Annotated in this window: 24 protein-coding genes; 9 read left to right on the forward strand and 15 right to left on the reverse strand. The window is 56.8% G+C overall.

What is annotated here, in order from left to right:
- The first annotated feature begins 126 nt into the window (after positions 1–126).
- A complete protein-coding gene (locus NR114_RS22220; RefSeq protein WP_234529331.1) occupies positions 127–1,050 on the forward strand; it encodes a LysR family transcriptional regulator in 924 nt (307 codons plus the stop codon).
- Here NR114_RS22220 and NR114_RS22225 read toward each other — a convergent pair.
- Together NR114_RS22225 and NR114_RS22230 are read right to left on the reverse strand one after the other, a co-directional pair.
- The gene (locus NR114_RS22225; RefSeq protein ID WP_046372746.1) at positions 1,040–2,194 is read right to left on the reverse strand and encodes an MFS transporter; all 1,155 of its coding nucleotides are present in this window, start codon (positions 2,192–2,194) and stop codon (positions 1,040–1,042) included. The genes NR114_RS22220 and NR114_RS22225 overlap by 11 nt on opposite strands.
- 317 nt (positions 2,195–2,511) lie before the next feature.
- Positions 2,512–3,420 carry a LysR family transcriptional regulator gene (locus NR114_RS22230; protein WP_020828415.1) on the reverse strand — a complete coding sequence of 303 codons (909 nt, stop codon included), beginning with the start codon at positions 3,418–3,420 and terminating at the stop codon, positions 2,512–2,514.
- 108 nt (positions 3,421–3,528) lie between these two features.
- Here NR114_RS22230 and NR114_RS22235 point away from each other — a divergent pair, with 108 nt between their 5' ends.
- The gene (locus tag NR114_RS22235) at positions 3,529–4,413 is read left to right on the forward strand and encodes an MBL fold metallo-hydrolase (protein ID WP_020828416.1); all 885 of its coding nucleotides are present in this window, start codon (positions 3,529–3,531) and stop codon (positions 4,411–4,413) included.
- 77 nt (positions 4,414–4,490) lie between these two features.
- Positions 4,491–5,141 (forward strand): DsbA family protein, encoded by a 651-nt coding sequence (locus NR114_RS22240; protein WP_234529330.1) that lies wholly within the window; start codon positions 4,491–4,493, stop codon positions 5,139–5,141.
- A 49-nt stretch (positions 5,142–5,190) separates the two neighbouring features.
- Here NR114_RS22240 and NR114_RS22245 read toward each other — a convergent pair whose 3' ends face one another.
- The gene (locus tag NR114_RS22245; RefSeq protein ID WP_176984349.1) at positions 5,191–5,898 is read right to left on the reverse strand and encodes a tetratricopeptide repeat protein; all 708 of its coding nucleotides are present in this window, start codon (positions 5,896–5,898) and stop codon (positions 5,191–5,193) included.
- 191 nt (positions 5,899–6,089) lie between these two features.
- Between NR114_RS22245 and NR114_RS22250 the strand changes: the two genes are divergently transcribed.
- Complete coding sequence (locus NR114_RS22250; protein WP_176984350.1) at positions 6,090–7,826, forward strand: ABC transporter ATP-binding protein/permease; 1,737 nt, start codon at positions 6,090–6,092, stop codon at positions 7,824–7,826.
- 39 nt (positions 7,827–7,865) lie between these two features.
- On the opposite strand, the gene agaF is transcribed toward NR114_RS22250, so the two are convergent.
- The 6 genes from agaF to agaR are packed head-to-tail and all read right to left on the reverse strand — an operon-like array spanning position 7,866 to position 12,546.
- Entirely contained in the window at positions 7,866–8,300 is a 435-nt protein-coding gene (gene agaF / locus NR114_RS22255; protein ID WP_020828420.1) for a PTS galactosamine/N-acetylgalactosamine transporter subunit IIA, read from the reverse strand.
- 10 nt (positions 8,301–8,310) lie between these two features.
- Positions 8,311–9,204 carry a PTS system mannose/fructose/sorbose family transporter subunit IID gene (locus NR114_RS22260; RefSeq protein WP_046372743.1) on the reverse strand — a complete coding sequence of 298 codons (894 nt, stop codon included), beginning with the start codon at positions 9,202–9,204 and terminating at the stop codon, positions 8,311–8,313.
- On the reverse strand, positions 9,194–9,973 hold the full coding sequence (agaW, locus tag NR114_RS22265) for a PTS N-acetylgalactosamine transporter subunit IIC (protein ID WP_020828422.1): 780 nt from the start codon (positions 9,971–9,973) through the stop codon (positions 9,194–9,196). Before agaW ends, NR114_RS22260 begins: the two co-directional genes overlap by 11 nt.
- A gap of 14 nt (positions 9,974–9,987) precedes the next feature.
- On the reverse strand, positions 9,988–10,464 hold the full coding sequence (gene agaV, locus NR114_RS22270) for a PTS N-acetylgalactosamine transporter subunit IIB (protein ID WP_116691835.1): 477 nt from the start codon (positions 10,462–10,464) through the stop codon (positions 9,988–9,990).
- A gap of 1 nt (position 10,465) precedes the next feature.
- Positions 10,466–11,749 carry a D-tagatose-bisphosphate aldolase, class II, non-catalytic subunit gene (locus NR114_RS22275; RefSeq protein WP_234529329.1) on the reverse strand — a complete coding sequence of 428 codons (1,284 nt, stop codon included), beginning with the start codon at positions 11,747–11,749 and terminating at the stop codon, positions 10,466–10,468.
- A gap of 23 nt (positions 11,750–11,772) precedes the next feature.
- The gene (gene agaR / locus NR114_RS22280) at positions 11,773–12,546 is read right to left on the reverse strand and encodes a transcriptional repressor AgaR (RefSeq protein WP_012146552.1); all 774 of its coding nucleotides are present in this window, start codon (positions 12,544–12,546) and stop codon (positions 11,773–11,775) included.
- 514 nt (positions 12,547–13,060) lie between these two features.
- Between agaR and NR114_RS22285 the strand changes: the two genes are divergently transcribed.
- The gene (locus tag NR114_RS22285; RefSeq protein WP_128865146.1) at positions 13,061–14,281 is read left to right on the forward strand and encodes an MFS transporter; all 1,221 of its coding nucleotides are present in this window, start codon (positions 13,061–13,063) and stop codon (positions 14,279–14,281) included.
- Here NR114_RS22285 and NR114_RS22290 read toward each other — a convergent pair.
- From NR114_RS22290 to NR114_RS22300, 3 genes are all read right to left on the reverse strand, one after another.
- On the reverse strand, positions 14,271–14,444 hold the full coding sequence (locus NR114_RS22290) for a hypothetical protein (RefSeq protein WP_165366299.1): 174 nt from the start codon (positions 14,442–14,444) through the stop codon (positions 14,271–14,273). The two genes, NR114_RS22285 and NR114_RS22290, sit on opposite strands and share 11 nt — an antisense overlap.
- An 11-nt stretch (positions 14,445–14,455) precedes the next feature.
- Positions 14,456–14,575, reverse strand: a complete 120-nt coding sequence (locus NR114_RS22295) for a YmiA family putative membrane protein (RefSeq protein ID WP_369982347.1) — start codon at positions 14,573–14,575, stop codon at positions 14,456–14,458.
- 385 nt (positions 14,576–14,960) lie between these two features.
- Positions 14,961–16,613: a multidrug ABC transporter permease/ATP-binding protein gene (locus NR114_RS22300; protein WP_130016952.1), complete on the reverse strand. Its 1,653-nt coding sequence runs from the start codon at positions 16,611–16,613 to the stop codon at positions 14,961–14,963.
- A gap of 153 nt (positions 16,614–16,766) precedes the next feature.
- Between NR114_RS22300 and NR114_RS22305 the strand changes: the two genes are divergently transcribed.
- The 3 genes from NR114_RS22305 to lldD all read left to right on the forward strand — a co-directional run bounded on the left by NR114_RS22305 (position 16,767) and on the right by lldD (position 20,783).
- Complete coding sequence (locus NR114_RS22305; RefSeq protein ID WP_122080113.1) at positions 16,767–17,687, forward strand: LysR family transcriptional regulator; 921 nt, start codon at positions 16,767–16,769, stop codon at positions 17,685–17,687.
- A 336-nt stretch (positions 17,688–18,023) separates the two neighbouring features.
- Positions 18,024–19,607, forward strand: a complete 1,584-nt coding sequence (locus NR114_RS22310; RefSeq protein ID WP_256814504.1) for an L-lactate permease — start codon at positions 18,024–18,026, stop codon at positions 19,605–19,607.
- Positions 19,608–19,640: 33 nt separating this feature from the next.
- Entirely contained in the window at positions 19,641–20,783 is a 1,143-nt protein-coding gene (gene lldD, locus NR114_RS22315) for an FMN-dependent L-lactate dehydrogenase LldD (RefSeq protein ID WP_234531080.1), read from the forward strand.
- Between the two features lie 36 nt (positions 20,784–20,819).
- Here the strand turns inward: lldD and NR114_RS22320 are convergent, their stop codons facing one another.
- Entirely contained in the window at positions 20,820–21,764 is a 945-nt protein-coding gene (locus NR114_RS22320) for a LysR family transcriptional regulator (protein WP_046372738.1), read from the reverse strand.
- A 148-nt stretch (positions 21,765–21,912) separates the two neighbouring features.
- Here NR114_RS22320 and NR114_RS22325 point away from each other — a divergent pair, with 148 nt between their 5' ends.
- Positions 21,913–22,302: a tautomerase family protein gene (locus NR114_RS22325; protein ID WP_020828433.1), complete on the forward strand. Its 390-nt coding sequence runs from the start codon at positions 21,913–21,915 to the stop codon at positions 22,300–22,302.
- A gap of 42 nt (positions 22,303–22,344) precedes the next feature.
- Here the strand turns inward: NR114_RS22325 and NR114_RS22330 are convergent, their stop codons facing one another.
- Both NR114_RS22330 and NR114_RS22335 read right to left on the reverse strand, forming a co-directional pair.
- Complete coding sequence (locus NR114_RS22330; protein ID WP_046372737.1) at positions 22,345–24,111, reverse strand: ABC transporter ATP-binding protein/permease; 1,767 nt, start codon at positions 24,109–24,111, stop codon at positions 22,345–22,347.
- A gap of 254 nt (positions 24,112–24,365) precedes the next feature.
- Complete coding sequence (locus NR114_RS22335) at positions 24,366–25,043, reverse strand: hydrolase (RefSeq protein ID WP_256814505.1); 678 nt, start codon at positions 25,041–25,043, stop codon at positions 24,366–24,368.
- Between the last annotated feature and the right edge of the window lie 116 nt (positions 25,044–25,159).

The following is a 25,159-nucleotide window of genomic DNA, read 5'->3' on the forward strand; positions in this document are numbered from 1 at the left end:
AATGATGTTCCCGGTTCGAAAATGGTATGCACTCAATATTGCCGCACTCTTTCTCGGGTGGAAAATATCTATTTAGCCAGAGTCTATTCATTTATGATATGACTTTGCTCATGATGGAGCCGCCCGATGCACGCGATAACCCTGCGCCAGATTGAAATCTTCTATGCGGTGATGACGACCGGCAATCTGACCGAAGCCGCCGCGCTGCTGCAAACCTCGCAGCCCACCGTCAGCCGCGAGTTGGCGCGCTTCGAGAAACTGATCCAACTGCAGTTGTTCGAACGGGTGCGCGGGCGGTTATCCCCCACGGTACAGGGCCTGAGGCTGTTGGAAGAGGTGCAACGTTCCTATTACGGTCTGGATCGCATCGTCAATGCCGCCGCCGGTATCCGACAATTTCAGCAGGCGCAGCTTTCGATTGCCTGCCTGCCGGTATTTTCACAATCGCTGCTGCCGGCGGTGTGCAAACCCTTTATCGATCGCTATCCGGAGGTCAGCTTCAGCGTGATACCGCAGGAATCACCGTTGCTGGAAGAGTGGTTATCGGCGCAGCGCCACGATTTGGGCCTGACGGAAAATACCCTGACTCCGGCGGGCACCGAGCGAATGACCTTGATGACGCTGAACGAAGTGTGTGTCTTGCCGGCCGGGCATCCGCTGCTGGCGAAAAAGCGGCTGACGCCGCAGGATTTTGCCGGACAAAACTTTATCAGCCTGTCGAAAACCGACAGCTATCGCCAACTGCTGGATTCGCTGTTCAGTGAGGAAGGGGTTAACCGCCGGCTGGTGATGGAAACCCACAGCGCAGCGTCGGTCTGCGCCATGGTCAAAGCCGGCGTGGGGGTATCGATAGTCAATCCGCTAACGGCGTTGGACTACGCCAACAACGGTGTGCATATACGGCCATTCAGCGTTGACGTGCCCTTTACCGTTAGCCTGATCCGGCCGCTGCACCGCCCGTCGTCGGCGCTGGTCACGGCCTTTACTCAACATTTGCAGCAACAGGCACAAACGCTGCCCGCCCGTCTGGCCGCCGTGATTACGCGCTAGCCGGGCGCTTGGCGCGGCTGAACGTCACCAGACACAGTACCAGACCCAGCAACGCGATCCCCGCAGCGGCCAGCGGTACGCTTGTCAAGCCCAACCCCTGCGCTATCACGACACCGCCGACCCAGGCACCAATCGCATTACCGACGTTGAACGCGGCAATGTTCAGCGTGGACACCAGATTTGGGGCCTTTTTACCGTAGGTCACCACGTTGATTTGCAGCGCCGGTACGGCGGCGAACGCCGCAGCGGCCCACAGGAACAGGGTAATTTCAGCCGGTACCATCGAATGGCTGGTCCAACTGAACAATGCCGCAAAGCAGGCGATCACCAGGAACGTACAGGTCAGCGTCAACGGCAAGCGCCAGTCCGCCAAACGTCCACCCAGGATGTTGCCCAGCGTCAGACCAACCCCCATCAGCAACAGCGTCCAACTGACGCCATGGGAAGAAACACCCGTCACCTCGGTCAGTAACGGGGCAATATAAGTAAACAGCGCGAACATCGATGCGGCAAAGGCCACGGTCATCAGCAATGACAGCCAAATACCGCCGCCGCGCAACGCCGCCAGCTCTTTTTTCAGATCCGTCGGGGCCTCGTCCTTCACGCTGGGCAGCTTGCTGTACAGCGCCAACAGAGAGAGCACGCCAATGACCGCCACCGCCCAGAACGTCGAACGCCAACCCAGCGCCTGACCCAGTGCGGTACCCAGCGGCACGCCGAGCACGTTTGCCAGCGTCAGGCCGGTGAACATCAATGCCACGGCTGAAGCCCGGCGGTTTGGCGGCACCAGATTGGCCGCAACCACCGCGCCAATACCGAAGAAGGCGCCGTGGCACAAGGCGGTGATAATGCGCGCCAGCATCAGGAAGTCATAGCTGTACCCCAGGGCGCACATAATATTGCCGAAGATGAAAATCACCATCAGCAGCAACAGCGTTTTTTTGCGCGGCAGCTTCGCGGTCAGCAAGGCCATGATGGGTGCACCGATAGCCACGCCAAGGGCATAGCCGCTGATCAGCCAGCCGGCAGAAGGAATGGAGACCTGCAGATCTCCCGCCACTTCAGGCAGCAACCCCATGATCACAAACTCGGTGGTGCCAATAGCGAATGCACTTAATGCCAGTGCGAGCAGAGAAACAGGCATGCGGAAAGCTCCCAGTCAACAAAGCCCCGGTGTCAGGCACTCGGGGCCGGTAAAAACACATAAAATTGACGGGCAGCCCGGCAGGCTGCCCGCGAAAAAGGGTCAGAGAGGGTGTTCAAAGAGCGGGGTTAACTGCTTAACCCTATAATTATTAAGTCTTATTCACGCTTTTCACGTTACAGAAATAGCACGCAATCCCGCGTAAAAACCAGTGGCAAAACGGCCGCTGCGCACAAAAAGCCATGCCTGGCTCGCTAACTGTTTGAATGCGCTGATGATGAAAAATGTGTAAAAATGTTACCTGTGTGTTAACGCTATCAGCGCAGCGTCGCCTGCCAATCCGGATCGTGGGCAAACCACTCCACCAAAAAGTCCAACATGGTGCGCAATGTCGCCGGCATCTGGCGGCGTGAGGTATAGATACCGTAGATCCCCATCGACTGGGGCCGGTAATCCGGCATCAGCTCAATCAGTTCGCCACTGGCCAGTAAAGGGGCTGCAGAATAGTAAGGCTGCATGGAAATACCCGCGCCTTGTACCGTGCCCGCCATCAACACCACCGATTCGTTGGCGCTCAGGTTGCCGCTGACCGCGACCGCCGATTTCACACCCTGAAGGTCAAAATGCCACAGGCTTTTACCGAAGTAGGAATAAGTCAGGCAGTTATGCAGCGCCAAATCCTGCGGATGACGCGGCGTGCCGTGCGCCGCCAGATAGGCCGGGGAAGCGCAGACCACGGAAGCACAGGAGGATAATGGCCGGGCGATGAGATTGGGATCCAATTCGTTAGTGATGCGTAACGCCAGATCGATACGCTCCTCCACCAGATTCACCGTGCGATTGTTCATTTGCAGATCCACTGCAACCTGCGGATGGCGTTTCAGGTATTGCGCCACCGCACCCACCAGCGCCGTCTGGCCCAGCGATTGTGAACAGGTAATGCGTAACAGGCCACGCAGTTCATCACTCTGCTCCCCTTCGACCAAATCGATTTCGCCCGCCAGCGCCAGCATCTGTCGACAGCGTTCCAGCGTGCGCTCACCGGCGTCAGTCAGACTAAGCTTACGAGTAGTGCGATGCAGTAAACGCGCGCCGGCCCATTGCTCCATTTGTGCCAGATAACGCGTCACCATCGCCCGCGACATTTCCAACGTTTCCGCGGCGGCAATCATGCTGCCACGGTCGACGATGGTGATAAAAACCTCAGCAGCGGTAATGCGATCCATGATTCGTCCGATTTACGCAATGAATAGTTGCTCATTATCCGGTTTTTCTATCGCTTTATGCAACCTAACATCTATACAACATTAATCGCATCCCAAGGACCTCTACCCATGTTTAAGAAATCATTGTTGACCCTGGCCTTTGCCGGCATCGCCACAGTAAGCACCTTCGCTACCGCCGCCAACACCCTGACGATGGAAGTGTATAACCCAGGTGAGAAAAGCGTGTTCCCGGTGTCTTCCGAAATCATCAGCGGCAAACACGAAGTCGCACTGATCGACGCCCAGTTCCAGCGTAACGACGCGGAAGCCCTGGTGAAAAAGATCAAGGCGACCGGCAAGAAGCTGACCACCGTATACATCAGCCATTCAGATCCGGATTTCTATTTTGGTCTGGACGTCATTAAAGCCGCGTTCCCTGAGGCTAAAATCATCGCGTCACCGGGTACCATCGAAGAAATCAATGCCACCAAAGACGGCAAAGTGGCGTACTGGGGCCCAATCTTGAAGGACAACGCGCCGAAAGCGGTGGTGGTGCCTCAGGCGTTGCAGGGTGACAGCTTCACCGTAGACGGCCAGAAAGTGGAAGTGAAAGGCCTGACCGGCCCGACGCCGGAACGCACCTACGTGTGGATCCCAGCGCTGAAAGCGGTCGTGGGCGGTGTGCCGGTAGCCGGCGACAATATCCATCCGTGGATTGCCGATAACCAAACCGTTGAATCCCGCGCGCACTGGCAGCAAACGCTGGAAGGCATCAAAGCGTTGAAACCGGAAGTCGTGGTCCCTGGCCATTTCCTGCCGGGGGCAGACCAGACGCTGAAGTCCGTCACCTTTACCCAGAACTACCTGACCACGCTGGAAGCTGAACTGCCAAAAGCCAAAGATTCTGCAGCACTGGTGGCGGCAATGAAAAAGCATTACCCGGATCTGAAAGACGAATCCAGTCTGGAACTGAGCGCCAAAGTGCTGAAAGGCGAAATGAAGTGGCCGCAATAAGCACGCCGAAACACCCTGGCCAAGGCGTTACTGCTACCCAGCCGCCGCAAAGGCGGCGGGTATAACGAGGAAAAGACATGACCGGTACGACTCTGCACTACATTTTCGATCCGCTGTGTGGCTGGTGCTATGGCGCAGCCCCGCTGGTGAAGGCGGCCAAAACCATTCCAGGGCTATCCATCGCCCTGCACGCCGGCGGCATGATGACCGGCAACAACCGCCGCCAAATCACGGATGAATGGCGCAATTATGTGATCCCGCATGACAAGCGCATTGCGGAGTTAACCGGCCAACCCTTTGGCGAAGCTTATTTCAATGGATTGTTGCGTGATACCACCGCGGTGATGGACTCGGAGCCGCCGATTACCGCCATACTGGCAGCGCAAGCGCTGGCGGGACGCGGGCTGGATATGCTGCACCGCATTCAGGAAGCGCATTACCAGGAAGGTCGCCGTATCGCCGACACGCCGGTGCTGGAAGCGCTGGCAAAAGAGCTGGGCTTGCCCTCTGCTCCGTTTATCGCCGAAATGCGGTTTAACACCGGTGCGCCAACCGCGCAGCACATCGCGCAAAGCCGGGCATTGCTTGCCAAGGTTCAGGGCCAGGGGTTCCCAACTTTCGCTCTGCAAGACAGCGAAGGCCAGCTGCGCCAGATCCCGGCGGGCAACTATCTGGGCAACGTTGAGGCCTGGAAAGAGTTATTGAGCGGCGCCGCTACCTGGGCCTAATACCTGTTACGGCTGCCGGGTGTTCAAAGTATTGGATGCCCGGAGCTGATTATTCAACCCGTATAAAGTGCCCTTCCGCACGCACGTTAAAACCGAACCCACAATCCCCCTCGGTGTGCATGTCCAGACCATCGCTACCGAACTGCATCGCCACATCGCACGCCATCACATCTTCCGGTTCCCGCTGACGGTATACTGCTTTGCCGTGCTCTATCGGCAACGTCTGAGTAAACTCCCCCATATTCGGCCCGTAATACAAGCCCATCTGCGGCATGTAATAACCGGAATAACTGATCAGCCAGCGTCCATCCTGTGGCTTGACCTCCACCTCGTTCCAGACGCCGCGCCCGGCATATTGCCAATAGACTCCGCCCGGCCCGGTAAGTGGCGCTCGTTTCGCCAGCCGCTCCTGCAACAGCTTGAGATTATGCCGGGATTTACTGTCCTGCGGTGCCAGAGCTAAATAGGCACGCGCCTTAAGCAGCTCGCCCGCGTGTATCAGCGCCAGCGCTACGTTGTTATAAGCAGTGGCCGTTGCCTGGCTATCCAAACCGCAGAACTCACTCCAGGCGGCCTGATCGCGGAAAATATCAGCAGCTCGCGGGTAATCGCCACGCTGATAGGCATTTTTGCCCAACTCGGCATAGCTTGCGACCTTGTGACAATCGGCATCAATATCCGGCTCGTCAATCTGCGCCATCGCCTGGTCGCAGGCAAGCGCACCATAGGCCAACAGCAGGGGAACCCACGCCTTCATCACTTATCCTTTCCGCAGTAAACGAGCCAAATTTCGGCGCCAGTATAACCGCCAACCGTCACCGCATCACCCCTGACGATTCAGCCGCGATATTTCAAACGGTTAGCGGCGTTAAAACTGCTTACAGTCAACGTTTGTTTGTTACCTGTCCCCGGCCCATGCTGAAAAAAAGATTAAACCTGCGAGAGTCCATGAACGCTATCCCCACACCCAAACACGCCGTCTGGCAACTGATTAAACCCTTCTGGGTCTCGGAAGAGAAACTGCGGGCCTGGGCGATGCTGATCGCCATCATCGCCTTGTCACTGGGGTTGGTGTACATCAGCGTGCTGATCAACCAGTGGAACCAGGTGTTTTACGACGCGCTGCAAAATAAAAATTACCCGGTATTCAAGGCGCAGCTGTGGCGCTTTACCTATCTGGCGCTGATTTTCATCGTATTGGCGGTGTTTAAAATTTACCTGACACAGGGCCTGCAGATGCACTGGCGGCGCTGGATGACCGAAAAATTCATGGGTAAATGGCTGGCGCATCAGGCGTATTACCATACCGAACAGCAGCAAATCGTCGATAACCCGGACCAGCGTATCGCCGAGGATCTCAACGTGCTGACCCAATACACGCTGTCGCTTTCGTTGGGGTTACTGTCCAGCCTGGTGACGCTGTTTTCTTTTATCGCCATCCTGTGGCATGTCAGTGGCCCTATTACCTTTGTCATCAGCCAGCACGCTATTACCCTGCCCGGCTATATGGTGTGGTTCGCTCTGCTGTACGCCGGACTGGGATCACTGCTGATTTGGTGGGTCGGCAAACCCTTGGTACAACTGGGTTTTAATCAGGAGCGCTATGAAGCGAACTTTCGTTTTGGGCTGATCCGCATCCGCGAAAATAATGATGCCATCGCGCTGTATCACGGCGAGCCGCATGAAGCACAGCAGTTGGGCGGGCGCTTTGAAGCCATCCGTGCCAACTGGTGGTCAATCATGCGCATTACCCGGCGGCTCAATATTGCTTCCAATTTCTACAGCCAATTCGCCATTGTCTTTCCGCTACTGGTGGCCGCTCCACGCTATTTTTCCGGTGCCATCCAAATGGGTGGAATGATGCAGATTGCCTCCGCTTTTGGGCAAGTACAGGGCGCTCTGTCCTGGTTTATCGATGCCTTTACCGATCTGGCCACCTGGAAAGCCTGCGTTAACCGTCTGGCCGGTTTTAACGCCGCCGTGGATCAGGTACACCATCAACAGCGCGGCATTCAATTGCAGCTGGAGAATGAACAACCGATGGTCCTTGACCGCCTCAGCCTGCAATTGCCGGACGGTCAACGCTTACTGGAGCCGACCTCAATGACGCTCAAACGTGGCGATCGGGTGCTGATCGTTGGCCCCTCCGGCTGCGGTAAATCAACCCTGTTGCGCGCCATTGCCGGTATCTGGCCGTATGGTTCCGGTGCGATTGGGCTCGACGACGCCAGCAGTACGTTATTCCTGCCGCAACGCAGTTATATTCCGATCGGTACGCTGCGAGAGGCGCTCAGCTATCCGCATCTTGCCGCCGAGTACAGCGATGAACAGCTGCTGAAAGCCCTGGATAACTGCCGCCTTAAACACCTTCAGCGCTGGCTGGATACCAGCGCCAACTGGAGCCAACGCCTGTCTCCAGGTGAACAGCAGAGATTAGCCTTCGCCCGTGCGATTCTGACCCGCCCGGACATTTTGTTCCTCGACGAAGCCACCAGCGCGCTGGACGACGAAACCGAGCAACTGATGTACTGCCTGTTGGTGGATGAATTGCCGGATGTGACGCTGGTTAGCGTGGCGCACCGCAACAGCGTGGCGAAGTATCATCAGAGCTGCTGGCGCTTTAGCCGCGCGGAAGAAAGCCAACCGGCACGCATGGCACTCAGCCCATTGCCGGTTGCCGGCTAAGTGCCCGGGCGCAGCCTGTACGGTTGCGCCCGGCTTTACTCAGATGCCATCGGCCTGAACGTCCTCGCATTTCACCCGACGCCTTTCGTGCCACAGGCTGGTCAGCCCACGTTTGCCGCACGCCAACGCCACTTCGCGAAACTCATCCAGGCTTAGCCCATCGCGTTCCAGCATCATTTCCGCTGCCAGCTGCATATTTACCCCGGTCAGCACTTCGCAATCACCGCGCTCGTCCGCCAGTTCGCTGGCGCAGCGGAACGGCGATCCGCCGAGCATATCGGTGAGAAACACCACGCCGTCCGCCTGCGCCACTTCGGTTAGCGCCGCATTAAGGGCGCCCCTTAACTGAGCGGTGCTCATCTGCTCCGGGAAATTGACCGCGACGCAATTTTGCTGCGGCCCCACCACCTGTTCTACCGCCTGCAGCAGGCCACTGGCAAAGCTGCCGTGGCCGGTAATCACAATGCCTGGCATCGCCCTTTCCTCACAATAAACCGATAAATTTGCCCACGACGCCAATCACCACCGTCACGCCAATCAGCTTCACTGGCGAGAACCCTCGCTTCATCAGGAAGAAAATCAGCAGCGTAAAGCACAGCGGCAACAGATTGGGCATCAGTTTGTCCAGCACGTCGGTCTGCAACGCCACACTGGCCTTGCCGGCATGCATCACCAACGGGGTGGAAAGATGGACATAGGAAGCCACCAGCGCGCCGATCACCGTCATGCCGACAATCGAGGCGGCGTGTGATATTCGTCGGGTATGGGTTTTCAGCAGCGCCAAGGCGCTGGTGCCGGCCTGATAGCCATAATGCGCCAGCCCGAACCGCAAGCCGAAGTGAAAAACGTTAAACAGCAACAGGAAGACGATCGGCCCGAACAGGCTGCCTTCCAGCGCCAACGAGGCGCCGATCCCGGCGCAGATCGGCAGTAGCGTCAGCCAGAACAGCGCGTCGCCAATGCCGCCCAGCGGCCCCATCAGCGCCACTTTTACCGCACGAATGGTAGAAATCTTCTCCTTGTTCTGTTCCATCGCCAGCACCAGCCCGGACAGGAAGGTGACGTCGAACGGGTGCACGTTGATAAACTCCATGTGCATCTTCATCGAATTGGCCAGATCCTGCGGATTGCGATGGATCTTGCGTAATCCTGGAATTAACTGATAAAGCCAGCCACCGGCCTGCATACGTTCGTAGTTGAACGACGCCTGCAGCAGTAAGGAACGCCATGCCATGCGGTTGATATCGCCACGGGTCAGCGCCTCTGCCGGCTCGCTGTCGACATAATCGTCCTGGTCTACCTGACTGGTCGCCAGGGCCTGCGCCATACGCTGTTCCGCTTTTTGCGCCAGCAGATCGTCGGAATCATTAAATGCCATCTTCAGCATCCTCCTGTTGTACGGACGGTTTGGGCGTGTCCGCCCCGGATCGTTGGCTGTTAAAGAAATCGATCAGTGCGATCGCCAGTGCCCCCAGCGCCACCGCCAGGATCGGCAGTTTCAGGAAGGTGACGGAAATAAAGCCGAGGATGAAATAAGCCACGTAGGTTTTTTTCATCATCACTTTCATCAACAGCGAGAAACCGATCGCCGGCATCATGCCACCCGCCACTGCCAGGCCGTCCAGCAGCCAGGTCGGTGCTTTTTGCACCATGGCGCTGGCCGCATCGGCACCGAAATAAATCGGCAAAAAAGCCACGACAAAATAGAACGCGAACAGGATGCTTATGCCGAGATAATTCACCCGTTCGATACCGCGCCAGTTCAGCTCTTTCACCATCCGATCGCAGCGGTGCATCATCGGTGAAAACAGGGTAAACAGCAGCGTAATACAGCCCTGCACCGCGATAGAAAACGGCACGGCCACGCCGATCGCCACCTTGGGATCGGCCTTGGTCAGGATGGCAAACGCCGTGCCGATCACCCCGCCAATCACCACGTTCGGCGGCTGGGCGCCCGCCAGCGGCACCATGCCCATCCATACCAATTCCAGCGTACCGCCCACCAGCAGACCTGTGTACACATCCCCCAAAATCAGGCCGACCAGCGGCCCCAGCACCACCGGGCGATGAAAGTGGGTCAGGCCGTCAAACAGATCGACCCCCGCCAGCCCGGCCAACAGTGCAATCAATAACGCATCAGTTAACATGATTTCCCCCGAACTCAGAACAGCAGCTTGCCGACCGCCTCACCCGCTTCATCCGGCACCCGGCGTACCTCGCATTCAACGCCAAGCGCCGCCAGTTCGCGAAAAGCGGCGACGTCGCGCTCATCCAGCGAGACCGTTTTATGCACCTGCCGCTTCCCCTCGGCAAAATGCATGTTGCCGACGTTCACGAAGCGGATCGGCACCCCGCCCTGCACCAGCCGCAAAACATCCTGCGGCGTTTTGCATACCAAAAAGATTTTCTGGCGATCCGCCGCCTTGTGGATCACGTCGATGGTTTTCTGCAGCGTGAAGTAGCGCGTCTGCACCCCTTCCGCCACCACCATATCCATCAGGTTCTGCTGCACAGGATCGGCTGCCGCTTCATCGTTGGCCACCACCACCAGATTGGCGCCCAAGGTGTTGGTCCAGGTAACGCCGACCTGGCCGTGCACCAGTCGGTTATCGATACGAGTCATCAAGATATTCGGCATTTCAATGCACCTCCGGATAACAGGCGGCATGGTAGTCGTCGAGCACCTGCGTCACCTTATGCATTACCCAATCCTGCGGGTCGTTGCTCAGTTCCCCGGCATTCAGCGCGCGGGCCTGATCTGGCAGATACTGGCTCAACAGCGCTAACGGCACCGGATGGCGGCGCAAGTTGTCGATCAGGCTATCTACCGCCTGCTGCACCTGTGGTTGCGGCCAGTAATAACGTACCCGGTCACTCAGGCTGTAGTGGCGGTCGAGATACTGCTGATGAGGGTTGCCATGGTAGTAACGGCTCCACTGCTGTGGCTGTTCGCGCATGACCTGCTCCAGCGTGGCGCACAGCTGCGCCGACTGATGTTCACCAAGCCATTCACGTTCAATGTGATCCAGTGCGAACAGCGCTTCACGCAGTGCGAAAGTCAGTGCCGGGCCGACTTTCAGGATGGCAAAATGATCGCCCACCAGCTGTCGATAGGCCTGCGGCGGTTGGTAATCCGTCGAGTGCGCCTCGTACACCATGCCCGGCTGCCGTTCGATAAAGCGGCTCAGTTCATGGGCCCGTTGCGGTTGATAGTGCTCCACGCTGTGATGATCAAACTCAACGCCCGGCTGCACCACCAGCGCAATGGTTCGCGTCCAGGCATCGACCAGTTCGGTTTGCTGCCAGGCCAGGCGATGGATTTCAAGCGTTTGCTGCACCGCCCGTGGCGTGGTGACCTGCATACCTTCCAACGCCTCCTGTGCGCCGCCCGGCACCGGCACTTCGGTCCCGATCACATACACCGGCGGCTCACCGCCGCTTTGCTGCCAGGCGCGTTCAGCAATGGCGCACAAACGTGCCGCACGGGCAGCGACGGTTTCATCATTTAGAGGGAAAGGATCGCCAGCGCAGGACATGGAACAATCGAGGTGGATTTTGCGAAAACCGGCGCGAACATAATCGTCGATCAGCGTTTCCGCCAACTGCATTGCTTCTTCTGCCGGCCGATCCTGCCAGGCGTTGGGGCCGAGATGATCGCCTCCCAGCCACAAACGATCGCGTGCCAACCCTTCCTCGTCCGCCAATCGCCACAGGGCATCGCGGAACTGTTCCGCCGTCTGGCCGGTGTAGCCGCCAAACTGATTGACCTGATTCGAGGTGGCCTCGACCAGTACCGGCGTACCGCGCGTTTTGGCCTGCCGCAGGGCCGCTTTCAGCACCCAGGGGTGAGCGGAACAAACGGAAAAGATCCCGACCGGTTTACCGGCCTTGTGCTGCTCAACAAGCTGTAACAACTGCTGCATGAATCCCCCACGCAGGCGCCGTACTACCGATCGGCGATGACTACCTCCACGCCCAACTCGGTTAACGCCCGCTCGTAATCGTCCGGAAGAAGGCTGTCGGTAATCAGCCGATGAATTTGTCCGGCTTCGCGAATCATGCAAAAGCTCTTGCGACCAAACTTGCTGGCATCCGCCACGGCGATAATCTCGCGCGCCACCTCGCACATCACGCGGTTGAGGTGTGCCTCTCCAGGGTGAGGCGTGGTGATACCGGCAACCAGATCGAAACCGTCGACGCCCAAAAACAGTTTGTCGAAGCGGTACTGGCGCAATTGCTGCTCGGCAGCCGGACCGTAGAGCGAGTAAGAATTACGGCGCACGCTGCCGCCCAACACCATCACCTCCACCCCATCATTACCGGAAAGCTCATAGGCAATGTTCAGCGCATTGGTCATCACCACCAGATCGCGTCGTCCTTTCAGGAACGGCACTATCTGGGTGGTGGTGGAACCGGAATCGAGGATCAGCGCGTCGCCATCACGCACATAGCTTGCCGCTACGCTTGCGATCTGCGACTTCACATCGCGGTTCAACCGTCCTTTGTCATGCAGTGGACGATCGAAGGCAAATTGCTGATTGAGCATTGCGCCGCCATAGGCCCGTAGCGCACACCCTTTTCGTTCCAGAAAGCGCAGATCGTTGCGGATCGTCACCGTGGATACTGCAAACTGTTTGCTGAGCTGCTCCACACGAACGCTGCCGTGTTCGCATAACAGATCGATAATGTGTTCACGGCGCTTTGCGGTATTCACTGGCATGAGCTGCGGTCCTCAGGTTTCCGGCCAGGCCGGGGAGAAGATGGCTTTCGCTCTACTGCGCAGGCATTACAGCAAAGCGAAAGCAATGAAATTGTGATCGCGGTTACAGCGCTGTTTTAGCAGAAAAAGTGGCTAAAAACCTTTCGAATCGAAATGAAGTGAAAATTAATGGCCGCAGCGAAAGACAAAATGAAATGTCAGGGCGAGCGCGGTAGCCGGGGTGAGAAGCCTGCCGCAATGCGCAGAACGAAAGCGTCCGCGCAACGGCCAGGTTGGTCGACTTTTAGTTCGCTGGGTGATCGGGATCACATAATCGTAATTATGCGTATTCTGCTTACCGCTTACGACAGGGGAAAGGCTTGCGCACTGCTGAATCGGCCCCTTGTCAGGCCAGGGGTTCTTCCCTACACTTGCGCGCAGATAGCGGTTCCCTGCCGCTACGTAAGCGTTAACGTCAATCAACGCATCATGCCGTGCAGAATTGATTGACTGCATGCCCTGGTGTGAGGAACTGATGCCACAACCCACTGTAACCCCAACGCCTGCTGCGACAAAACGCAGCCGTTTACGTCACCCCTTGTTACTGGTTGCCGGCATTATGCTGGTCGCTGCCAACTTGCGTGCCGCGCTGACCAGCGTGGGGCCGCTGCTGGAACAGATCCAGCAGCAGTTGATGCTTTCCGCCACTTCGGCCGGCCTACTTAATTCCCTGCCGCTAATCCTGTTTGCCGTGCTGTCGCCGGTCACGCCCGGTCTGGCGAAGCGCATCGGCATTGAGCGTACGCTGGGCATGGCATTGCTGTTGCTGGTGATTGGTATTGTGCTGCGCTCGATGCCGCAAACCGGCATGTTGTGGTTGGGCAGTATTTTGATCGGTGCGGCCATCGCCTTTGCCAACGTGGTACTTCCCACGCTGGTGAAACGCGACTTCCCGAGCCGAGCAGCCGCCATGATTGCCGCCTATGCGGCAGTCATGTCACTGGTAGCAGCCACAGCCTCCGGCCTGGCGGTACCGCTGGCGACATTGCACGATCGAGGCTGGCGTTTTTCCCTGCTGTGCTGGAGCCTGCCGGCGCTGTTGGCGCTGATTGTCTGGCTGCCGCAACTGCGTCGCTCTTCGGCCCCGACGGCCGGTAACGCAACACCGGCTCAACCCGCCCTGTCACGTTCCCCCTGGGGCAGTGCTCTTGGTTGGCAGGTGGCGCTGTTTATGGGCCTGCAATCCATCACCTTCTACACCATTATTGGTTGGTTCAGCACCTTTGCTGCCAGCCACGGCACGTCGCCGCAACAGGCCGGTTTTGAGCTGTTTATCTATCAGGTGGTGGCGATCGTCGCCAACTTTGTCATGGTGTTTATTCTGCCGCGCGCCCGCGATCAGCGCGCCATCGCGCTATGCAGTTCTCTGCTGATTTTTATCGGCGTCGCCGGTCTGCTGCTGCTGCCGGGTTACTCTTTGGTGTGGTTGATTTTTGCCGGACTGGGGGCGGGGAGTTCTTTGGTGCTGGCGCTGTCCTTCTTTGGCCTGCGCAGCAGCCATCATCATCAGGCCACGCAGCTGTCGGGCATGGCGCAATCGGTCGGCTATCTGTTGGCGGCGCTGGGACCCACGCTGTTCGGTTTGTTACACGATCTGACTCAGGGTTGGCGATTGCCACTGATGGTTCTGCTGTGCCTGACACTGTTGCAAATGCTGTTTGGCATGTTGGCCGGGCGCAATCAGGTTATTCGTTAACCTCAGGGGGAATGGGGTGTTCCGGCCCGGATTCCCCGGCGTCGTCCTGCCAGAGGTCGTTGATAAAATCCCGTTGCTCGCTCGTCAACTGCCATGACGGGGGGATTTTGGCCGGACTTTCATCCCGGTCGCCCCCTGTGCGCTTTACGCGTTTTTTTTCCATCACCCTACTTCCTAAATAAACAGCCAATAAATCACGGCGGCGACGGCCAACCAAAACACCCCGCAGCCGATAAATACGCACAACCAAGTTTTACGTTTAATATCCGCGTCATCCTTGCCTATCACAGTCACTCCATCCAATAGATTAAACTAATCGATAATCGATTATTGATCTATTTAAACGATCAATAAAGTAGTTTGTTCCTATGGTAATTATAAAAATACATGCTACCCACTTAGAGGGATCCACGTAAATGAAGGGAGAACGCCCGAGGGGCGCGGTTCTCGGCACACAAGAATGAGTCCCGCACAGAACCTCTGGCCGTTTTTTATGATACTGATGACAAGGACAAAACAATGGGTAATGCGAGCTTTATTGAAATAAAAAACTATTAAAAAACCAAATTAATCGCACGATCGACCAAGACCATGATTAACACAGGGTTAAATGGGTTATTGAAAGGGAGTTGAAGGGAAAGGATGGTCCGGGCAGCGACCGCCGCCCGAGTGATATCAATCAGTCAAGATGGGAAACCGAGTCTTTACTGGCAAGTTCACGATCGCTGCCGGTCAATTCGCTAAGGTGCCCATCGCGCATTTGCAACAGGCGGTCCGCATGCTCGAAATAGTGATCGTCATGGCTAATGGCAAACACCGTTTTACCCAGTGCGCGCAGCTGTGGCAGCAGCTCACGATAAAAGATGCGTCTGAATTGCGGATCCTGATCCGCCGCCCATTCGTCTAATAGCAGAATATCCCGCTCTTCGGCCACCGCCAGCAACAGCGCCAGACGCTTGCGTTGCCCCTGGGATAACTGAGGGTTGGTCACCCGAAGACCGTCAAACTCCAGCTTGTTTTTCATGTTCAGGCGATGAAGCCAGCTTTCCACCAGTTCAGCATCCGGCTGCCCGCCCTCAGGCCCCTGCAAAAGCTGGAACGGGTGAAAGTCGGTGAAAATGGCGGAAAACAACCGGCGATAGTCATGCATGTCCGCCGGATTCTGCGCAATGCCGTCCAGCAGTATCTGCCCGCTGACCGGTTGGTACAGTCCGGTCAGCAGCATGGCCAGCGTCGATTTTCCGCTGCCATTGCCGCCAATCAGGAACACCAATTCGCCGCGGCGCAGCGTCAAATTCAGCGGGCCCACGGCGAATCCGGCCTTTTCTTCCGTCGCGCCATAATGGAACATCACCTCACGCAGCTCCAATGTTTGCCAGGCCTTGGTCGTTCCCGCCGGAAATTCCTCTTGATAGTCGGCGAGCCGTAAGGATTTGACCTTGTTAAAAGCCACTTCTGCGCTGACAAGCGTAGGGAATGCCCCCACCGCCTGCAGCAACGGCGTGCGCAGGAACAGCAGCGTCAGTGAATAGGTCGCCGCCACGGCGGTATCGGCCCAGCCCAGGCTGTTGGCCATATAGAACACCAGGCCTATCGCGCCCAGCATCATGATATTCGACCAGTTCACCGCGCTGAGGTGGAAGGTATCGGCACGAATAATATGATGGCGATACTCTTCGGCATCCGGCTGGTAGGCCTGGCGGTAAAGCGCTTTGGCACGATCGCGGTTCAATGCCAGCTCTTTGCGGCCGTCAATGGCTGACTGATAGTGCTGATAGAGTCGCTCTTCAGATTCACGCACGTTGGTCAGGTGACGATAGACCCGCGATACCAGACACCCGCTGCCAAACACCGTCACCGCGACCCAAATGGCCGTCACCGCCAGCATCTGCGGCGACAGCCAGCCCAAATAAGCTGCCGACCCCAACGTCAATATCACCCCCTGAACCAGTTCGGGCAAACGCACAAAAGCCAGGGTAATATTGCGAATATCGCTGGCCAGGCTCGCCAGCAATGCCGCACTGCCAAGCTGCTCGATCCGCTCAATATGGGTATCCATGATCCGCTTCACCAGTTGACCGCGGAGCCGAAACACGAAGTGGTGGCCCAAGGCGGTCAGCGCCAACTGCGAACCCAGCGTCACAGCCATCAGCAATGCCAGTAACCCGAGAAACTCCGGCAATACCGCCAGCGGATCGCCCGCCGCCGTCATCAGCCGCAGGTTGATAAAGGCAATGATGCCGATACCCAATGCCGCGCTGGCCATGGTTAACGCCATTACCGCCACAAACGGCCAGCGATATTGGCGGTAAACCACCCGTAGCAACTCCATGAAAAACCCTTACCCTGAAATATTGAGATGGCAGGCATTGTAAGCGGCCAAAAAGTGATATCAATAACAATTCTCATATTGTCGTCGACGATTGATTCCTGCCCGAGAGGATTTACACTGGCTGGAGATCTGGGACAAGGAAAACCAAGACTGATGCTGCCTACACATGAATATGCCAACGATCTGATCCTGTTCGCCTTAATTGTTGATTGCGGTTCTTTCAGCAAAGCCGCAGAAACGGCCGGCATCACCAGTTCGGTGGTCAGCAAGCGTATCGGACGTCTGGAGAAATCCCTCGGCGCGCGCCTGCTTTACCGCACCACGCGCAGCCTGACGCTGACGGAAAATGGCCGCAGCCTGTATCGCCAGGCCAAAGAGATCAGCGCCAAAATTCAAGATGCTTTGAATGTCGTCAGTGAAAATAGCGACGAGTTGACTGGCGTCATCCGCATGTCGGTACCGACGATTTCTGGCGAGCTGCTGCTCAGTGAGAGCGTGGCCGAATTTTGTGCGCGGCACCCGAACCTGAAGGTAGAGATGCGGCTGGAAAATCGCTTTGCCGATCTGGTCAACGAAGGGATAGATTTGGCGATCCGCACCGGCACCCTGCCGGACTCAAGCCTTATCGCACGCCACATTCTTGACTCCCGATGGGTAATAGTCTGCTCGCCCGGTTATCTGCAACAGCATGCCGAACCCCATTCGGCCGACGATCTGCTCAAGCATAATTGCCTGACCTACACCTATCAGGAAAGTGGTACCGACAACTGGCTGATGAAGCCACCGGGCGGCGGCGAAATTTATGAGCTACAGGTTAAAGGCAATTTGTCGGCCAATAACGCGCGGGCCATCCGCAAGGCGGCGATCGGCGGTTATGGCATTGCCATGGTGCCACGCTGCATGGTATTTGAGGATTTGCAGGCAGGAACACTGGTAGAAGTCTTGTCCGGGCACTGTGGCAAGATATTAGGCGTTTACGCGGTTTACCCGTATACCCGCAATTTACCCTTAAAGACCCGGTTGTTGATCGAACATATCATCGCGGGCTATCAAAATATCAGCCATTATTTTTGAGGTCGATCACAATATTATTCCCACCAGCAGTAAGATGCCGACGGGGGATTACGTCATTTTTGGGGATAATCTATGGTCAATTAACGCCTAATTAATGTGAACCAGCCCCACCCACATCTTAAGTGAAAATTCAACTCATTGATTTTTAGATAAATAAAACCTCACCTTTCATATACCAATAGTCTCATTTCGTAATCATCACGCCTAAGCACTTCGATGTTAAAAAATTGCCGTATAGCACCGCCTCCAATGTTGTGATTAGAATAAAAATGTTGCGGCAATTAACTATTTAGCTACATCTCCGTGAAAATAAAAATAATAACCGAAGAGGATCTTATGTCCCTTTTTTTCAGCGTTGCGCCCATCGTCCTGCTGATTTGGATGATGACCAAAAGGAATGGCGTTCCCTCTTACCTCGCTCTGCCGCTGACGGCTGCCGTCGTGTATACCGTGCAGCTACTGTGGTTCGACAGCGCCCCCCTGCTGTTACATGCCAATATCGTCACTGCATTGGTGGCGGTTTTAACCCCTATCACCATTATCGCCGGTGCGATTTTGCTGAACAAACTGATGCAGATCAGCGGGGCGGAAAACGTGGTACGCCGCTGGTTGGAGAATATCAGCCTCAATCCCGTGGCCCAGTTGATGATCATTGGTTGGGCATTCGCGTTCATGATAGAAGGTGCCAGCGGCTTCGGCACGCCGGCGGCTATCGCGGCCCCGATTCTGGTGGGGTTGGGTTTTAACCCACTGCGGGTTGCCCTGCTGACGCTGGTGATGAACTCGGTGCCCGTTTCCTTCGGCGCCGTGGGCACCCCCACCTGGTTTGGCTTTGCCAATCTGGGCCTGTCGGACGCCAGTCTGCTGGAGATTGCCCGCCAGACCGCGCTGATCCACTTTGTCGCCGGGTTTGCGATCCCGCTGCTGGCATTGCGTTTTATCGTTTCCTGGCGGGACATTCGCCGCAATCTGCCTTTTATTTTGCTTAGCGTCCTGAGCTGTACCCTTCCCTATTTGTTGCTGGCGCAGGTGAATTATGAATTTCCGGCGCTGGTCGGCGGCGCCATTGGCCTGGCGGTGTCGGTGTTGCTGGCCCGCGCCGGCATCGGCCTGGTTCGGGTTGATAAAAACCAGGAAAGCGCCCAGCCGGTGCCCTTTATCCAGGTGCTCAAAGCCATGACGCCGACCCTGCTGCTGATTGCTATCCTGATAGTGACCCGCATCCACCAATTGGGCATCAAAGCGCTGCTCAACAGTACGGCACCGCTGTGGCAAGGGAGCCTCGGCTGGTTGGGTGAGCTGCGCGTCAGCGACGCCCTGATTATCGAGCTGCAACAGGTGCTCGGCACGCAGGCCGCTGCCAGCTACAAAACGCTGTACGTGCCCGCGCTGATCCCCTTTCTGCTGGTGGTAGTGCTGTGTATTCCGCTGTTTCGGCTGAACCGCCATCAGGTCAAACAGATGTTCAGCGAAACCGGTCAACGGATAGCCAAGCCCTTTATCGCCCTGTTGGGGGCCCTGGTGATGGTCAACCTGATGATGCAGGGAGAAAACGACGCGCCGGTGATCCTCATTGGCAAAGCGCTTGCGGCACTGACGGGGGAAAGCTGGCTGCTGTTCTCTTCTTTCCTGGGTGCGCTGGGGTCGTTCTTCTCTGGCTCTAATACCGTTTCCAACCTGACGTTCGGCGGCATTCAACAGTCGATCGCCCTGAGCAGCGGACTCAACGTCAATCTGACGCTGGCGCTGCAATCCGTCGGGGGCGCCATGGGCAATATGGTGTGCCTGAACAATATTATCGCCGTCTGTTCGATCCTCGGGATCGGCAACGCCGAAGGAAAAATCATCAGAAAGACTGTGCTGCCGATGCTGGCGTACGGAGGGATCGCCGCCGTCATGGCCCAGATCCTGGCTCTCTGATCCAAAGTACGTTATCGAAAGAAGGTAAAAAACATGATCATCTCCGCCTCAACCGACTATCGGGCCGCCGCGCAAGCCAAGCTTCCGCCCTTTCTGTTCCACTATATTGACGGCGGGGCCTACGCGGAGCATACGCTCAAGCGCAATACCGAAGATCTGGCTGATATCGCCCTGCGACAGCGTGTGCTGCGCAATATGTCGGACCTCAGTCTGGAAACCCACCTGTTCGGCGAAAAGCTGGCGATGCCGGTAATACTGGGCCCGGTCGGGTTAACCGGCATGTATGCCCGTCGTGGCGAGGTACAAGCGGCCCGGGCTGCTGCGCAGAAAGGCATTCCCTTTACGTTGTCTACGGTTTCGGTATGCCCGATAGAGGAAGTCGCGCCGGCCATCGATCGGCCCATGTGGTTCCAACTGTACGTGCTGAAGGACCGTGGCTTTATGCGCAATGCGCTCGAGCGTGCCAAAGCGGCCGGGGTGAAAACGCTGGTGTTCACCGTTGATATGCCGGTTCCCGGCGCGCGCTATCGCGACGCCCATTCCGGTATGAGCGGCCCTAACGCTTCCCTGCGCCGCGTGCTGCAGGCCGTTACTCACCCTCAGTGGGCCTGGGACGTTGGCCTGTTCGGCAAACCTCACGATCTGGGCAATGTGTCAGCCTATCGCGGTAAACCGACCAGTCTCGAAGACTATATCGGCTGGCTGGGGGCCAACTTCGATCCTTCCATCTCATGGAAAGATCTGGAGTGGATCCGTGAATTCTGGGAGGGGCCGATGATCATTAAAGGGATTCTGGATCCCGAAGACGCCAAAGATGCAGTGCGATTCGGCGCCGACGGCATCATCGTATCCAACCACGGCGGCCGTCAGTTGGACGGTGTACTCTCAACCGCACGCGCCATGCCGGCGATCGCCGATGCGGTAAAAGGCGACATTACGCTGCTGGCCGACTCCGGCATCCGCAGTGGATTGGACGTAGTACGAATGATCGCTCTGGGGGCCGACAGCGTACTGCTGGGGCGCGCCTTCGTTTACGCACTGGCCGCCGCCGGGCAGGCCGGTGTCGCTAACCTGCTGGAACTGTTGGATAAAGAGATGCGCGTCGCCATGACGCTCACCGGAGCAAAAACCATTGCTGAGATTGGCGCAGGCTCTCTGGTCCACGGACGCGGCTAGCACCTTCTCCTGGCGGCTCCTGAAGCCGCCAGGCACTCAGCGGATGAAAAACCCTTCGGCAAAGGCGCTGCGCAAATAACGGCTGAACTCCGTCACTGCTCGCGATACCTGCGGCGCATAGGGGCGCACTACATAAAGACTATCGGCAAAAGCACCTATAGGGCGCCAGGCCGGCAGTACCTCAATCAACCGGCCGTCCGCCAATGCCTGCTGCGCACTGAAGTCCGGCAGCAAGGCAATACCCAGCCCTTCTGCCGCCGCATCACGTATCGACTCACTGTTGTTCGTGGCAAAAGGACCGCTGACCGGCACGCGGGTCTTTTCAGCTTGGCCCGGCAGCCCCTGTTTCGCGACGAAGCTCCACTCCGGCGCTTCGGTACCGCGGGGATAGTAAAGGCACTGGTGCCGTTGCAGCTCCGTCGGTAACGTCGGCATGCCGTGCCGTTTCAGGTAGTCGGCCGACGCCACGGCCACCGTTTCGGTTGAGCACAACCGCCAGGCGACGTGGGTGTCGGGCAAGCTGTCGCTGTGGCGGATCGCCAAATCAAAACCCTCGGTGGCCAATGACACCAGCCGATCCGAAACCTCAAGCTGCACTCGCACCTCAGGATTTTCGCGTAGAAAACCGGTAATACGCGGCACCAGTTGCTGGCGGGCAAACGCCACCGGCGCCGTGACCCGCACCGAACCGCGCAGCGGCCCGGCAGAATCGCAAATGCCGGAAAAGCTCTGTTTGATTTGTGCGAAAGGCTGGCGCAGTTCCTCGACCAGCCTCAGCCCGGCATCGGTCAGCCTGACGCTGCGAGTGGTGCGCTGCACCAACGGCACTCCTGCCAGCATTTCAATCTCTTTGATTTTTTGGCTCATGGCCGCTTTGCTGACGTCCAGCCGCTCTGCCGCACGGGTAAAACTCCCCTGCTCAGCCAATACGGTAAGCCAGTGTAAATGGGTCCACAGGGTTTCTATTTTTGGATTTTTCATCGTCGACTGTTCATTTATATAAACAATGAGTTCAAGTATAGCGCTTCTTCCCGCGCCAGCGCTTGGCTAAGATGGATCCTCAAAGGCGATGTCAATACGCTGCCCTGCGCGCATCAATAACTATTAACCCACTGACAGGATTATTAAAATGCCATTACTCATCTTTGACGTCATTGAAGGTCGCAGCGACGCCCAACTGCAAACGCTGCTCGACGCCGCCCACCGAGCCGTCCTCAGCGCCTTTGAGGTTCCCGTGCGGGACCGCTACCAGATTGTTCATGAAAATAAGGCTAAGCATATGGTGATTGAAGATACCGGCCTTAACCTGACGCGCACCCGCAATCTGGTGGTGGTTCGAGTGATTACCAGCCCGCGCCCCGAAGAACAAAAACAGAAGTTTTATGCCGAGCTTAGCCGTGAGCTGAAAGAAAGTTGTGGGATTGAAGGCAGTGATTTGATGGTGTCCATCACCACCAACAGCAAGGGAGACTGGAGCTTCGGCAACGGCGTGGCACAATACCTGACCGGTGATCTTTAGCGCGCCGTCCCCCAGACTGAGCATCGACTGGGGGACTCACTTTCAGGGCTGCTGCTCTTCGCTATATTGGTTTTGCCACATTGCAGCATAGCGGCCGTTGGCAGCCAGCAAGGCGTCATGCCGCCCACGCTCAACAATCTCACCGGCCTCCAGCACGATGATTTCGTCGGCATCCACCACCGTCGACAGCCGGTGCGCAATCACCAACGTGGTATGGTCGCGGCTCACTTCACGCAGATGCGCCTGGATTTCGCGTTCGGTCTGGGTATCCAGCGCACTGGTCGCCTCGTCGAACACCAGGATCGCCGGATTTTTCAGGATGGTGCGCGCAATCGCCACCCGCTGCTTTTCCCCACCCGACAGCTTGAGCCCGCGTTCGCCCACCCGAGTTTCATATCCGTCAGGCAGGCTGACGATAAACTCGTGAATATGCGCCAACCTAGCCGCGCGCTCGATCTCTTCCTGACTCGAACCGGTTTTACCGTAACCAATGTTGTAGCCCAACGTATCGTTGAACAACACGGTGTCCTGCGGCACGATGCCGATTGCCGCACGCAGGCTAGCCTGCTTCAGGCTGCGGATATCCTGACCGTCAATCGAGACAGCGCCGCCGCTGACGTCATAAAAACGAAACAACAATCGGGATAGCGTGGATTTGCCGGCCCCCGAAGCACCGACGATCGCCACCGTGTTGCCGGCCGGGATGGTGAAACTGACGTTTTTCAGGATCGGCCGACGCTCATCATAGCCAAAGCTGACCGAGTCAAAACGCACCTCCCCTGCGCGCAATTGCAGCGCCGTCGCATCCGGCCTGTCGACAATTTCCTGCTCTTCCTGCAGCAGATCGAACATGTTCTCCATGTCGATCAGCGCCTGTCTGACTTCAGCATAAATGAACCCGAAGAAATTCAGCGGCTGATAGAGCTGCAGCAGATAGGCATTCACCAATACAAAGTCGCCGACCGTCATCCGCCCCTGCACAATGCCCTGCGCCGCCATCGCCATCATCACGATCAACCCGATGGAAATAATGGCGGTTTGTCCGAGGTTGATGGCGGTAAAACTGAACTGGTTTTTGATGGCGGCGTATTCATACAGGCGACGCGACATGTTGAACCGATCGGCCTCGAAGTCCTCGTTACCGAAATATTTGACCGTCTCGTAATTCAGCAGGCTGTCGAGTGATTTGCTGTTGGTATCGGCGTTGGCTCGGTTGAGCTCACGTCTGAAGCGGGTTCGCCAACTGACGGCCATCACGGTGAACAGAATATAGCAGCCAACCGTCACCACAATCGCCAGCGCAAACCAGCCGTTTAACAGATGCCACATGATCACCGAAACCAAGGTGATTTCGAACAGAATGGGGAAAATGGAGAACAGCAACCGCGAAAGTACCGTCGCCACCGCCTGAGTGCCGCGTTCGATCGACAGCGACAGCCCGCCGGTCTGCCGCTCCAGGTGAAAACGCAGGCTCAACGCGTGCAGTTGTCTGAAGACGCGTAGCCCCAGTAGCCGGGTCGCATTCTGGCTAACGTGCACGAACATCACGTTGCGTAATTCTTCAAATAACGCCCCCCCAACACGCGCCACGCCATAAGCCAGGATCAAGCCGATGGGAATGGCCAGCATTTTGGCGGTTTCACCGCTCAAGGCATCGACCATGGCTTTATAAGCCAGCGGCACCAGCGTGATACTGACCTTGGAGACCACCATAAAAACAAAGGCAATCACCAGGTAATAACGCAGCCGGGGGTTCTCTTTGGGCCACAGGTAGGGCAGCAGAAACTTCAATAAGCGGGAACGGTCCATATCAGGTATCTATTGTCTCGGTCAGCAGTGCGGCATGGTTTTTTATATTCTGGCACGTATGCCACGAAAAACCTTCGGCAATTCTCCGATGCGGCTCTTTTGAACCCTGATCACCTGAATGGCACACCTCGGTGGTGAGGAATGACATGATGTTTACATCCCTGCTGCATACATGCGCGGGCCTAATGCCCAGCCCGAAGTATCGACGCAATGGCCCCCATGGCATTAGGCTGACCATGGAGGCACACAGCGGCTTATTTCTCCGAGTCTAAGGTTTCGTGATGCGTGATGACGTCTTGCGCCTTGTTATAGCTCTCGATAAGCAATTGATATGACGGGAAGATCAAGGTGTAGATCTCGGCCCACTGTGCCGCATCCTCACGATTCCAGGTTTGTTGAATCTCTGACGCCACAGCCCCGGTATCCATAGGGACAGCGCCGGCCTGAACCACCCGCGCCAGGGTAATTTCCTGAACCATTTTTGAGTAGGTACCGGACGCATCGACCACGACGAACACCTGATAACCGTCGGCAATTGCGCTAATAGCCGGGAATGCCATACAGACGCTGGTAATGGTGCCGGCAATAATCAGCTGTTTTTTCCCGGTGGCCTTCACCGCCTGCACGAAGTCGGCATTATCCCAGGCATTAATCTGGCCGGTGCGTGCCACGTATTGCGCATGCGGTGCGTTCGCATGGATTTCCGGGATCAGTGGCCCATTTGGCCCCTGTGGCACCGAAGCCGTGGTAATCACTGGCATGTTGGCCAGCGTGGCAATTTTCGCCAGAGCGGTCGCATGGCGGCGCAGGTCGGGCATCGGCATATCGCCGATGGTTTGAAATAAGCCGCTTTGGTGGTCGATCAGCAGCATTACGGCATCGACCGGGTTGATTACCGGACGCTGGTTATTAAAGTTTGCTGGGGCACTCATAGATCCTCACTTGTTCATCCTGAAACGTTTGCGGTCAAAGAGCTGCTTTTCCTGAACTGAGCAGGCTAAAGCGAGTCATTAAATTTAGGCGACTGGAATATGACAGTTCCGATTGT

It is taken from the genome of Serratia sp. Ser99 (genome assembly GCF_024519545.1).
GTDB classification, from domain to species: Bacteria; Pseudomonadota; Gammaproteobacteria; order Enterobacterales; family Enterobacteriaceae; genus Serratia; species Serratia liquefaciens.